An 11,633-nucleotide genomic window follows, 5' to 3' on the forward strand; every position below is an offset into this window, starting at 1 on the left:
CCTCATCGGCGAACAGTGTGACCCAGACGTCATCGAAACGATCATGGAACACGAGAAAAACACCTGATCCAAGACGGCCTTCGGCGCATGCTTACGTACAAAAGCCGTGGCGCCGGATCCCAGCCAAAGAACATCAGAACGCTCTGCGCAGGGCCGCCCTTGCCCAGAATGATCAGCCAGGCAAAGGTGCGGACCAGAAAGCTGACCAGAAATGAGCTCATGACCACAAAGCCCAGAAACTTGGCATAGAGCCCAGCGCCATTGGCCATAAGAAAGGCCACTGGATAGGCCATGATCAGACTGAGCAAGGTCACTACCGCTGACATCATCGCCGTGCGCAGCAGCGTCTCGACCATATAGCCGCTTTTGAAGAACCGTACGTAATTCGCCAGTCCGGGGGTCGGATCCATGAAGCTGAGCCAGGCCACATAGAGCAGCGGCACAACAAAAAAGATCAGCAGAAATGCCGTAGGCGCAAGAACCGACAGGATCGTTCTGGTAGGCATGACGCGGTTCCCCGTCCTTTACGCGGTGTCAGAAATGACCGGCCCGTGCAGAGGCCGGTCTCACAGTCGAAAAGCCTTAGCTCAGCAACCAATCAGCAAAACGGGCATCCATTTCTTCCAGCTGTCCGGCGATGCCATCGGCTTTCAGGAACACCACCATGTCTTTGTATTGCGGCGCGGTCGGCATGAATTCGATAAAGGCGGGATCAATGAAATCGACGGCGGCCGGATTCACCGGCCCCATGCCCGAACTGGCGGCAAAGGGGCCGACACGTTCGGGTTTGACTGCGGATTTGACGAATTCCCACGCCATTTCCGCCCGCGGCGTTCCTTTGGCCACAACCCAATAGGCGGTATCGACCAGACATTCATTCCAGACCACGGTGCCGGGGGTTCCCTCGTCGATTGCGGTCTTGGCGTATTGCGGCCACATACCCAATACCGACACTTCGGCATCGCGCAGCATCTGTGTGGCCTGAGGGCCTTGGCTCCACCAGTTGACGACATGGGGTTTTATCTTGTCGAGCGACGCGAAGGCCCGATCCAGATCATAGGGGAAAAGCTGGTCCTTGGGCACGCCGTCGGCCAACAGCGCAAAGGCAATGATACGCGCGGCGTATTTCTGCAAAGACCGATCACCAGGGAATTTTGCCACGTCCCAGAAATCCGCCCAGCTTTGCGGGCCGGCATCGCCATAGATGTCGTTGCGATACACCAGATTGTTGCCGAAGGCATGCGATGCGACGCCATTGTTCGACAGCGCGCCGGGAAACAGGTCATCATCGCTGACCACCCCTTCGGCCGTTTCGATCAGATCGCCATTGCTGGCCTGTGCAAGCGGCGCGACACCTAGCGTGGTCACATCGAACTCATACACGCCCGACCGTTTCTGCGCGGCAAGCTTGGCCAGAGATACCGGTGAAACCGTACGAATCTCGACCCCGGTATCGGCTGTGAAGGGGTCAAACAGGTGCTTCTTGGCAGAGGCTTCCCATGCACCACCCCAAGTGTTCACGTAAAGCACGTTTTCCGCAGCCTCGGCCGAAGAAACATATGGCGCAGTCAGGGCGACAGTGCCCACCGCGACCCCGGCCTTCAGCACGCTGCGCCGGTTTAGATTGAACGTTGAATTGCGCATTTCCATCACTCCTGTTGAACATGTTGTGGTGACGGCGCCGATTGTTGTTTTCGTTGTCCGGCGCCGGGATTTAAATCTCAGCGGTCAGGTCTCAGCCAAAATTGGACTCGTAGACGCGCAGCCAGTTGCCTGCGGTCAACTTGTGCACCTCTTCTGCCGAAAACCCTCTGCGGGTCAGCGCGTCGTGAAGCAGCCCCATCTTGGAAATGTCGCTCAGCCAGCTTGGCGGCGGCGGCATCGTGGCCACGACCTTGGACCCTGCCCCGTATTGCTCGGACCGCGTCCAAAGCCCCTGACGCATCCAGTCCAGTTCCGGCGTGCCGACATAGTGGCCCGCATCGGTGCCCACGCCCACGTGATCGATCCCGGCGATATCGACCGTGCGCGCCATCATCTCGGCCCAGCCATCCACCGTGTCACAGGCCGCTTCGGGCGTGATGTTGCGATAGATCGCCAACCCCATGACGCCGCCGTTTGCGGCCAGCGCCTGAAGCACCTTGTCACTTTTGTTGCGCGGATGCGGTTTCAGCGAGGCGGCGTTCGCGTGGGTGACGGCGACAGGCTTCTGAGACACCTCGATCGCATCCAAGGTGGTGCGCTCGCCCACGTGTGAGCAATCGACCATCATGCCGTATGTGTTCATCTCGCCGATGATCTCGCGACCAAACCGGGTCAGGCCGGAATCCGAGGGCTCGTAACAGCTGCCGCCCACATCATTCTGAATGTTGTAGGTCAGCTGCACCACGCGCACGCCCAACTGGGCAAAAAGCTCAGGAAATCGAATGCGGCCCTGGAACATGCCCGAGTTCTGGAACCCCATCAGGATGCCGACCTTACCGTTTGCGTCCGCCTGCTTGATATCGGCCACGGACCGCACGATGGTCATGATGTCCGAGTTGGCCCGCTCGAGATCCAGCCATTTGCCGATGGCATCCAGGCTGTCGATTGCACCGCCCCAGAATTCCAACGTATTGGTGACGCAAGTGAAGCCGCCATCGCGCAACTGTTCAAAGATGTCGCGGCGGAAATCCCCACATTGCAACCCGTCGATAAGCATTCAGTGTTTTCCTTCTTCCATACCCGGTTCTTCCAGGATGTCCTTCTCCAGAATGGAGAGATCCATATCGAGAAACTCGTCATCATTTGCGCCCACGACCTTGCCGTCCTCGGTCAGGATGACGGTGCCTGTGTGCATGCGCGAGGCTTTGGTGTCCGGGGCGAGGGCTTCGTTCGATTTGTGGAACAGCGCGAACCACAGATCTCGGTCCACCGGGATGCGCTCGTGGCAGATGCGCAGCAACTCGCTTTGAACCGGCTCATCGGCCTCTGTCAGGGCGATGACGACCACATCACCAGCATATTTCACGTCAGCGCCCAGCCCGTGTTTCTGGATCAGAGATTTCACAACTTGCAGTTCCGCGGGACAGGTCACGTTCACGACGTTTATACGCGCAGGGGCCTGCCGCTTGTAATTGTCGACCAACAGGTCGGTGATCTCTTCTGCAACCAGCCAGGCGTGCTTGTCACCGGCGTCAAACGACAACCCGTCGGGCGTTTCGCTCAGCTCACTCGTCACCGCGATATTCTCGGGAAGCCGGTCCAGCATCTCGAGCAGGCGCTCAAAACCTGAAAGGCCCATGGAGGCCGAATAAAGCCCTGCATCCGTGACGGACGGGCGGCGTCCCGAGGGGATGCCTTTGTATTGCAGCAATCGCTCGATCACCATGCGGCTTTCACGAAGCGATGCCGAAAAGGATGTTTCTGTCTGTTCGCTCATGTCTACTTTTTTCCTGTCCGCGGAGGATTGGCCCAGTCAGCGGATGCCGTGCCGCAAGCGATTTCCTCGGGCAGCGGCGCGCCTTGAAACAGGACGCCACGGATGACGCGATCCATCGCATCCACGGTCTTGTCGAGGCCATGGATGCCGCTGTTCAGAAGCTTGGTGATATGAGCGGGAATAAAATCTTCGCTCATGATGTTGGCGTGAGGGGAATGATAGTTCAGCCCGTCAAGCGACTGAATGCGGCTGACGATGAAACGGCTGTCGGGATGGCGCAGCAGAAACCGCGCAACGCTGATCGTGGGGTCTTCCTCGGCCAGCTTCGCATCAAGGGCGACCACCAGACGTGGCAGATCCAGCCCCAGTTCATAGGCTTCGTCGATATCCGCCCGCGGACCGCGGCGGGGTTCCTCGGCATTGCGCGATTTGTACCAGATGAACCGGCGGGACGCATCGGAGCTCAGATCCATCCCCAAGGCCCAGCCATACTGGCTGTGGATGATGTCGCGCAGATGCCCCACGGACATTTCCGGCGCGCCCGTGATCTCTTCGTCGACAACAAGGGTCTTGACCTGCGCATCGGCATAGTCGGGCACCAGATCTATCAACAGGGACATCAGCGTTTCGATCGCATGTGCCCCGTACCGCCCCTCGATTGATTTGCAAAAGCCGACAAGCGGTGTACGGCTGGGGTTCGCACCACTTGCCACCTGCTTGCGCAGCCGCTCCAACTCACCCCTCATCGTCGCCAGCTCAGCGGCGATGTCGCTGCTAGGCGGGTAGCGCCCGTAGGGCGTGGTATCTTCCATGCGGTAGGTGATCGTGCGATCGACCAGCCCGATCAGCCGGTCCAGCGGGGCGCAGTTTTCCGACAGGTCCAGCATTTTGGCCTGCGCAATTGTCTTTTCCCGGATCAAAAGCCATTTGTTCACCAGCTTGGGTCGATTATTCACGAAAAACATCAACCCGAGCGCCGAGCCATTGCCGACACCCAGATAGCGGGACATCTCTGGATCGAGAGGAACCGCGTTGCTCCCGCCGATTTCCCGCGCCAGATGGTTCAGGATATCGGTGGCGAAGACCCGCATCATATAGGCCGCCAACATCTGCGCCGAAAGCGACCAGCGCAGCGGATGATCCTTTTCGAACGCGACGAAGGTCTTGGTGCCGAAGGTGCCGTTCCCGTCCAACCCGGTGTTGCGCATGGTATAACCAGCGTCCCACAGCATTTCGGCATCAGGCTGCAGCCCCCCCGACAGGCTGGTCAGACAGTCGTCAAAAACCCGCGCGCTGCGGTTCGCGCGGAACCATGCCAGCGTACCGGGCGTCGCGCGCCCACGGTATAGCTTGGGCATTTCCTGACGGGTGGTCTCAAAATCCGCATCGGAAATGCGGCCCTCGACCAATGCGCCCATCATATCCCAAGCGGTTCCGATGATGCGGAAGGTCCTGCCGGCTGTAGTCGGCTTGAAAGAGTAGATCGGGAAGGAAAACTCCCAGCCTCCACATACGATGTGATACAGCGCCTCGCCCTCCCCGTTCGCGTTGATGCGGAACCGGGTGCGCGTGATCGACCAGCGCTCCTTGATCATCTGCTCGACGAAAGCGCGCGAAGCACTGATCCGGGACGGTTGGATCGCGGCAAGTCGCTCGGGCTTCATCAGAATCGAAGCGGAGCGCAGACCGCATTCGTCCAACTGGTCCAGTGCCCCCAAACCGCTTTCACTCCGTTCAAGATGCATATGTTGCTCCACAAATCTTTAACCGGACGGCGCCACATGTTGTATTCATATTAGATACACCGTATTTTATTTGAATTTTATGAAATTCGATTTAGGCTTTGTCAAACCCGTTTCGTGCTTTTCCATCCCCATCCAAAGCGCGTATGCTAACTGCCTGAATATGAGGCGAGAATATTGGAGCTTTGGAGTTTTCATGACGGACATTGAAACAGCGAAGCCGACAGGTGGCGTAAGAAGCCTTTCGACAGCAACCAAGGTTCTCCGCATGCTCGACTTCATCGCCGGCACTGACATTCCCATGCGGCTGAGCGATATCTGCGCCGGGCTCAAACTTCAGCGGGCGACGGCCTATCAGCAGCTCAAGACCCTGGCGGATGCGGGGTGGGTCGAACTGCGGGAAGACGGTTGCTATCAGCTTTCGCTGCGCTGTGTTTCGGTCGCCGCGGCGGCCCTTCGACAGATGAATCTTGGCGATCGCGTCGAACCCATTCTCGAACGGCTTGTGCAGCGCACGAACGAAACCGCGTCGCTGACCAGCTATCAGAATGGCGCGCCAGTGATCATCCAGCGCGTCGAGGTCAAGCGTACGATTGTCGCGCGGCAGGAGGTGGGGGCGCGGCTGGATCCAGTGACATCCGCGTCGGGCAAGATACATATCGTTTTCGAAGACCCCAAAGCGCTGCGTGAACTCGAAACACTGGATCAGAACCCGATACCGGAACACGAACGGCTCAAGATCGCCGAGGATCGCATCGCCTTTTCGGAGCCAGGAACCGGCCTTCTGGCTGCCGCGACGCCAATTCTGGACAGCAGCGGGAAATGCATCGCGGCGCTGTCCATCGTCGGGCTCGAACATCAGAATGAAATCCTGAGTTCGGGCAAACACCTGCTTGAAGCCGCCGAAGAAATCTCGGCCCGCTTCAGGCTCTAGTGGCGGGCACACCCCGGCCCGTCTTTGGCATCAGGTGCCCTAAACAGGAAAAATTCCGCCTTTGTAGTAGACCAGCGGCGGCGCGTCATTGTCTGCCACATAGCCCACGATCCTTCCAAGAACGATCAGGGTTTCATGTCGCTCGATCGTTTCTTCGATGACGCAGTCGATGACCCCGACCGCATCGGAAAGCACCGGCGCGCCTGTGAGCAATGTGCCCCATTGCCCGGTCGAGAAGCGATCCGCCCCTTTTGCCGCCGTACGCCCACCAAAAACATCGGCCAGGGGTTTGTGATCGGCGGACAGGTAGTTCACCGCGAAGCTCCCTGCTTCAAGCAATGTCGCCAGCGCCGAGGTTGATTTCCCCACCGACACCATCAGCGTCGGGGGCGTGGCGGTGAGATGCGCAACTGACAATGCCAGAAAGCCGGCGGGCCCCTGCGCGCCGGTCGCGGCGACGACGGCCCCGCCGATGGCGCGCACCCCCATCAGGGGCCAAAACTCCTTGGGATCGACGGCCGGCAGGTCTTGTCTGTTCATCGCGTGGTCTCCTTTTTATGCTCCGCCATCCAGCCCTATCGGTACCGCTCAACGATCAGGAGCAGGTTCACATGCGTTCGCGCGGTGAACCCGCAGGCCCGGGAACTCACGCTTCGGCCGCGTCGCTCGCAGTCGACGTCAGCCCCAAAAGAAAATCACGGTTCCCTGCGAGGGCACGCCTGTCTTGCGGATTGATTGCAGGGGGTGTGGGGTTTTCCAACGCGCTGACAATGTCAGCGTAAAGCGGCAGCGCGAAACCCATCGCCTTTGTCAAACGGATCCGGGTCATGGTCCAGTCCAGCTTCTCGCGCGCGCGGGGCACGGTATAGTGCCCGTCGCGCACCCACTGGACGACCAGCCAGTCAAACGTGCTTAGAAATGCCAGGGAATCTGCCGCCTGAAGGATGTCTTCCTCGGTGTCGCCGCCCAGTTCGTGCCGCAAGATCAGCACTCGGACCCGCCGCGAAAACGGATCATCGACCGGGACGCCCTGCGCGGCCAGCCATTGCTGGACGATATCGGCAGAACGCAGCGAATGCGCAAACAGGTAATCGGGATTGTCGAACCCGTCTTGGGGCGTGCTGCTCGGCCCGCCCGGGAAAAACCGTTCCGCGTCGTGGACGAGGGCCGCGAATCTCAGGGCGTCCGATGCACATGGGTCCAGCCGGATCGCCCATTCGCGTGCCGACAGAAGGTGCTCAAGCTGATAGAACCCGTCCAGCCAGTCAAGCGCGGCCAGTTCAAGCGCAGTGAATTCAGCGGACGCATAGCGCCCTGCCAGATCGCGCTTCGCCGTCGCGCTCATGACGCGGCCCCTGCCCTGATCGCTCGCCAGATCCGTTCGGGGGTCAGCGGCATTTGGGAAATTTCGACCCCGAAATCGACCAGCGCATCGCAGACCGCGTTGGTCAGCGCCGCCGCTGGCGGGATGGTCCCCACCTCGCCCACACCGCGTACGCCGAAAGGTGTCACATCCGACGGAACTTCGGTGTGCAGCAGTTCGATCGGGGGCACGTCGCTCGCCATCGGCGCGAAGTAGTCCATCATCGAGCCATTCATCAATTGGCCGGTTTCCGGGTCATAGCGCAGCTCTTCGTCCAGCGCGGCGCCCAGCCCCTGAACCAGCGCGCCACGCACCTGCCCCTCGACCAGCAGCGGGTTCACAGGTACGCCGCAGTCATGGACCATGACGAAACGCTCGATCTCGAAATCCCCGGTGGCGGGATCAACAGCGACCACCGCCGCCGCCGTGCCAAAGGAAAATGACGCGGACCGTGGCTCGAAATGCGCGGTGGCCTCAAGCCCCGGGGCGATCCCTTCGGGGATACCCTGCCCGGTGATCGCCCGGTTGAAGATATCCTTGAAGCTGATCGACCGCCCCTGATCCGCCTTGAGGCAGACAGCCATATCCCGGATCTCGAGCGCATCAGTCTCGGCCTCCAGCGCCATCGCCGCGATCACCAGAACCTTGTCGCGGATCGCTTCGGCGGCTTCTTTCAGCGCACCCGCCGCGGCGATCAGCGTGCGTGATGCGAAAGCGCCGGTGTTCAGCGGCGACGCCCCGGTATCCCCCGCATGGACGCGCACAAAGTCATAGTCGATCCCCAGCACCTGCGCGCAAATCTGCGCAAAGGCGGTTTCGCTGCCCTGCCCGAAGGTCGAGACCCCGGTATAAAGATCAACGCCACCAGAGCGGTTGACCCGCAGTGTAACGCTTTCATGCGCCCCGAACTGAGAGCCGCGATTGGCCAGAAACCGCGCGCTGGCATAGCCTGTCCGTTCAACAAATGACGATAGTCCGATGCCGACAATCCGCCCATCGCCGCGCGGTTTGCGCGAAGCCGCCCAATGGCGTTCGTAGTCCACGGCCGTAGCCGCCATTTCGAGTGTGCGCAGGTAGTCGCCATTGTCATAAATCGCGCGGCTCGGCGTCGTCCAGGGCAGGTCCTCGGGGCGCAGCATGTTCAGGCGGCGCATCTCCAGCGGGCTTTTGTTCAACCGGCGCGCAAGCCGATCCAGCAGGACCTCGCGCGCGAAATTGACCTCGGGCTGACCATAGCCGCGATAGGCCCCCACCGGCGTCTTGTTGGTCAGCACCACGTTGCGCTTCACTTGCGCGTCCGCCACCCTGTAGGGACCGGTGAAGGTCACCGAGGACAACTGAGACGATCCGAAGGGCGAATTCCATCCGCCGATATCGGTCGTGTATTCATTCATGATCGACGTGATCCGGCCGTCCTTGTCCGCCGCGATCATCATGTCGTGAAAGGCTTCACGCCCATGGGTCGAGGCGCGGAAATACTCCATCCGGTCCTCGATCCACTTGACCGGCCGTTCCAACAGCATCGCGTGCAGACAGGCCAGGATGTCTTCGGGGAAGGCCCCCAGCTTGAGCCCATAGGCCCCCCCCACATCCGACGCGACGACCCGGATGCTGCTTTCGTCCAGCCGCAGGGACTCTGCCAGTTGCTTGCGCACCAGATGCGGAACCTGGGTCGAGCTGCGCACATCCAGCGCGCGGGCGCCGGATCGCCAGGACACAACGATGCCGCGCGTTTCCATCGGCAGCGGAGCGACCCGGTTGACCACGAACCGGTCCGCCAGCACGGCATGCGCCGCGTCGCGCTGTGCTTCAGGTTCTCCGGCACGGTCCACGTTCGACGCCATCAGATTGCTCTCGAGGACATCCGGGTGCAGCACCGGCGCGTCCGGCTCCAGCGTCGCGGTCATGTCGGTGACATGGGGGATCGGCTCGTATTCGATCTCGATCAGTTCCAGGGCGTCTTCCGCGATCGCGCGGGTAACCGCCACGACGCTGACCACAGGCTGACCTTCGTGTGTGGCGCGGTCGCGCGCCAGCGCATAGTAGGGCAGGCTCGGCGCACCGGGAACGGGGCGCAAAACTGTCAAAGGTTCGCTCAGTTCTGCCACCCTTCGCCCGTCCAGCACCTGGACGACACCCGGCAGCGCCTCGGCCGCTGTGGTATCGACCCTCAGGATGCGGGCGTGGGGAAAGGGGCAGCGCGCCACGGCCATCTCAAGCTGATGGGCCAGTGTCACGTCGTCGGCGAAAAGCCCGCCCCCGCGCAACAGCCGGTCATCTTCCTTGCGGGGAACCGATCTTCCGATAATTGCCCGATCCGTGTCTGCTGGCATATCCACCCCCGCCGTCACCTGGAAATTCATGCCGGAACCTCCGTCTGCGCGGACATGCCGTGGACCGCACCAAGATAGTCTTCTATTGCCCGCACGATACCTTCATATCCGGTGCAGCGGCACAGGACGCCGCTGATCTCGTCGCGGATTTCGGCCCTCGTCAGGACCCGCCCCCATGCCTCCAGCGATTTTGCGACGGCCAGGAACCCCGGCGTGCAGAACCCGCATTGCAGCGCGTGGTGGCGCTTGAACGCCTCTTGCAGAAGGCTCAGCCTGTCACCATCGGACAGTGCTTCGACAGTACGCACCCGCGCCCCGTCGAGTTGAACCGCCAGCAGCAAACAGGATTTCACCACCCTGTCATCGACGCTGATGGTGCACATGCCGCAGACGCCCTGTTCGCAACCGATATGGGTGCCCGTAAGCCCCAGCGTCTGGCGCAGAAAATCCGCCGCATGCATCCGGACCGGAACAGACTGCGTAATTGTCCGGCCATTGATCTCAAGCGAAATTTCGACCCGGTTGGTGCTGGCTGTCATAGCGGCTCCTGATATGTGCGGAAGTTTCACGATAATTCGGGCTTTGGCTCCGGCACGTGCTGGCAATGCCGGGGCAGGAACTCAGACGCCGACGGGCTGCATTTCCTTGACGACGACATCGCCGTCGATGACGATGGCTTCGTCATCCAGAAACAGCGAGCAGTTGCGCATCGGGATGTCCAGATGGCAGGCGGTATCGTTGGGTCCGCCCAGCTCGTTGTTTGGCCCGGTCGAGAACATGACGTTGCCGTAAAAGCTGCGCAGCTCCATCCCCATGCCGCCCGGGAACTGGGTCAGCCCGTGCCATTGCGCCCGGTGGTCCAGCCCCCAGCCCACATGACTCATGCCGTATCCCTTTGGGTCCTTGAAGCTTTCCATGTAGGATTTGACCAGTTCCGCATCCAGCCCGCCGCGGATGTCGGTAATAGTGCCTTTTTCAATCGTATAAGTGATCGGATCGCGCGCATAGCTGTTGAAAGGCAACAGGACATCACCCGGCGCCACGACGATCTGACCATCCACGCCATCATCCGCCCCACCCGAAAAGACAAAGGCCGCCGGCCAGTGGTCCCAGCGCCCAGGCTCATCGGTATAGCCGTATTCTGACATGGTCGGATAAACCCCGAGACGGTAGGTCACATCGGTGCCATGCGGGCTGGTGATGCGCATGGTCTTCGCTTTCGACAGGATCTCGGCGCCGACCTCGACCCTCTCGCGCAGCTCTTTGGTGGGGAGCAGACGCGCCAGCAATGGTGCCGGTTCGACGGCGGTCAGAACCCGCGTGCCTGCCGCCTGTATCGCCATCTGTTCGTCGGAGAACAGCAGGAAGATCAGGTCCACCAGCATGTCGGCATCCTTCAGCGCCTCGACGGCGGAGGGGTTGGCGGCCAGTCCGGTCTCGCCCACGTTCCAGCTGCCTGCGGGCGGCACTTCGGGCAGGCGCATGTGATACATCCGCGCGCCCAGCCGCTGACCCGCCGCCATGAAGGCATCGGCATAATCCATCCGTTCGCTGCCCTGCGACAGCACGACGACCTTTTCACCCTCATGCACGCCGGAAAGCGTCAGCTGGTGAAGACAGATCTCGATCAAAGAGTTCAGATCCATGTTTGGGGTTCCTTATGTCCAGACGAGTTTTCCAAGTTGACCATGCGCCCTACTTCTGCTGGTGCGCGGCGGTTGGCAGATATGGGGCGAGGATGGGGCTCAACACACGGAAGAACCCCTTTTCATTGTCCCAGGGGATCATGTGGCCTGCGTCGGGGACGCAGGTGATCGGGATGGCGGGGTTGGTGCGGGCC

At 60.8% G+C, this 11,633-nt stretch carries 11 protein-coding genes; 1 reads left to right on the top strand and 10 read right to left on the bottom strand.

The features are described from left to right. Positions 1-41 precede the first annotated feature (41 nt). The 5 genes from GGR17_RS19680 to GGR17_RS19700 form a co-directional block, all read right to left on the bottom strand. Positions 42-506 carry an ABC transporter permease gene (locus GGR17_RS19680; RefSeq protein ID WP_054539470.1) on the bottom strand — a complete coding sequence of 155 codons (465 nt, stop codon included), beginning with the start codon at positions 504-506 and terminating at the stop codon, positions 42-44. A gap of 76 nt (positions 507-582) precedes the next feature. After that, on the bottom strand, positions 583-1,644 hold the full coding sequence (locus GGR17_RS19685; protein WP_207642710.1) for an extracellular solute-binding protein: 1,062 nt from the start codon (positions 1,642-1,644) through the stop codon (positions 583-585). Positions 1,645-1,735: 91 nt separating this feature from the next. Then, positions 1,736-2,701: a membrane dipeptidase gene (locus GGR17_RS19690; RefSeq protein WP_054539472.1), complete on the bottom strand. Its 966-nt coding sequence runs from the start codon at positions 2,699-2,701 to the stop codon at positions 1,736-1,738. Continuing rightward, on the bottom strand, positions 2,702-3,370 hold the full coding sequence (locus GGR17_RS19695) for a hypothetical protein (protein WP_157445584.1): 669 nt from the start codon (positions 3,368-3,370) through the stop codon (positions 2,702-2,704). 53 nt (positions 3,371-3,423) lie between these two features. Then, positions 3,424-5,166 (bottom strand): hypothetical protein, encoded by a 1,743-nt coding sequence (locus tag GGR17_RS19700; RefSeq protein ID WP_054539474.1) that lies wholly within the window; start codon positions 5,164-5,166, stop codon positions 3,424-3,426. Between the two features lie 193 nt (positions 5,167-5,359). Between GGR17_RS19700 and GGR17_RS19705 the strand changes: the two genes are divergently transcribed. Next, a complete protein-coding gene (locus tag GGR17_RS19705; protein ID WP_255353432.1) occupies positions 5,360-6,097 on the top strand; it encodes an IclR family transcriptional regulator in 738 nt (245 codons plus the stop codon). 39 nt (positions 6,098-6,136) lie between these two features. Here the strand turns inward: GGR17_RS19705 and GGR17_RS19710 are convergent, their stop codons facing one another. From GGR17_RS19710 to GGR17_RS19730, 5 genes are all read right to left on the bottom strand, one after another. Further along, a complete protein-coding gene (locus GGR17_RS19710; protein WP_054539476.1) occupies positions 6,137-6,637 on the bottom strand; it encodes a flavin reductase family protein in 501 nt (166 codons plus the stop codon). Between the two features lie 106 nt (positions 6,638-6,743). Next, positions 6,744-7,442, bottom strand: a complete 699-nt coding sequence (locus GGR17_RS19715) for an HD domain-containing protein (RefSeq protein WP_054539477.1) — start codon at positions 7,440-7,442, stop codon at positions 6,744-6,746. Continuing rightward, positions 7,439-9,823: a xanthine dehydrogenase family protein molybdopterin-binding subunit gene (locus tag GGR17_RS19720; RefSeq protein ID WP_054539478.1), complete on the bottom strand. Its 2,385-nt coding sequence runs from the start codon at positions 9,821-9,823 to the stop codon at positions 7,439-7,441. Before GGR17_RS19720 ends, GGR17_RS19715 begins: the two co-directional genes overlap by 4 nt. After that, positions 9,820-10,332, bottom strand: a complete 513-nt coding sequence (locus GGR17_RS19725; protein ID WP_054539479.1) for a (2Fe-2S)-binding protein — start codon at positions 10,330-10,332, stop codon at positions 9,820-9,822. The genes GGR17_RS19720 and GGR17_RS19725 overlap by 4 nt, the downstream gene beginning before the upstream one ends. Positions 10,333-10,413: 81 nt before the next feature. Further along, on the bottom strand, positions 10,414-11,439 hold the full coding sequence (locus GGR17_RS19730; protein ID WP_054539480.1) for a M29 family metallopeptidase: 1,026 nt from the start codon (positions 11,437-11,439) through the stop codon (positions 10,414-10,416). Positions 11,440-11,633: the final 194 nt, after the last annotated feature.

It is taken from the genome of Actibacterium naphthalenivorans (assembly GCF_014196965.1).
Lineage (GTDB): Bacteria > Pseudomonadota > Alphaproteobacteria > Rhodobacterales > Rhodobacteraceae > Actibacterium_A > Actibacterium_A naphthalenivorans.

Bases quoted from the DNA above. Each gene is read 5' to 3' on its own strand.
- GGR17_RS19720 (WP_054539478.1), bottom strand. From the start codon at position 9,823: ATGAATTTCCAGGTGACGGCGGGGGTGGATATGCCAGCAGACACGGAT.
- GGR17_RS19695 (WP_157445584.1), bottom strand. From the start codon at position 3,370: ATGGTGATCGAGCGATTGCTGCAATACAAAGGCATCCCCTCGGGACGC.
- GGR17_RS19710 (WP_054539476.1), bottom strand. From the start codon at position 6,637: ATGAACAGACAAGACCTGCCGGCCGTCGATCCCAAGGAGTTTTGGCCC.
- GGR17_RS19690 (WP_054539472.1), bottom strand. From the start codon at position 2,701: ATGCTTATCGACGGGTTGCAATGTGGGGATTTCCGCCGCGACATCTTT.
- GGR17_RS19700 (WP_054539474.1), bottom strand. From the start codon at position 5,166: ATGCATCTTGAACGGAGTGAAAGCGGTTTGGGGGCACTGGACCAGTTG.
- GGR17_RS19685 (WP_207642710.1), bottom strand. From the start codon at position 1,644: ATGCGCAATTCAACGTTCAATCTAAACCGGCGCAGCGTGCTGAAGGCC.
- GGR17_RS19730 (WP_054539480.1), bottom strand. From the start codon at position 11,439: ATGGATCTGAACTCTTTGATCGAGATCTGTCTTCACCAGCTGACGCTT.
- GGR17_RS19680 (WP_054539470.1), bottom strand. From the start codon at position 506: ATGCCTACCAGAACGATCCTGTCGGTTCTTGCGCCTACGGCATTTCTG.
- GGR17_RS19715 (WP_054539477.1), bottom strand. From the start codon at position 7,442: ATGAGCGCGACGGCGAAGCGCGATCTGGCAGGGCGCTATGCGTCCGCT.
- GGR17_RS19705 (WP_255353432.1), top strand. From the start codon at position 5,360: ATGACGGACATTGAAACAGCGAAGCCGACAGGTGGCGTAAGAAGCCTT.
- GGR17_RS19725 (WP_054539479.1), bottom strand. From the start codon at position 10,332: ATGACAGCCAGCACCAACCGGGTCGAAATTTCGCTTGAGATCAATGGC.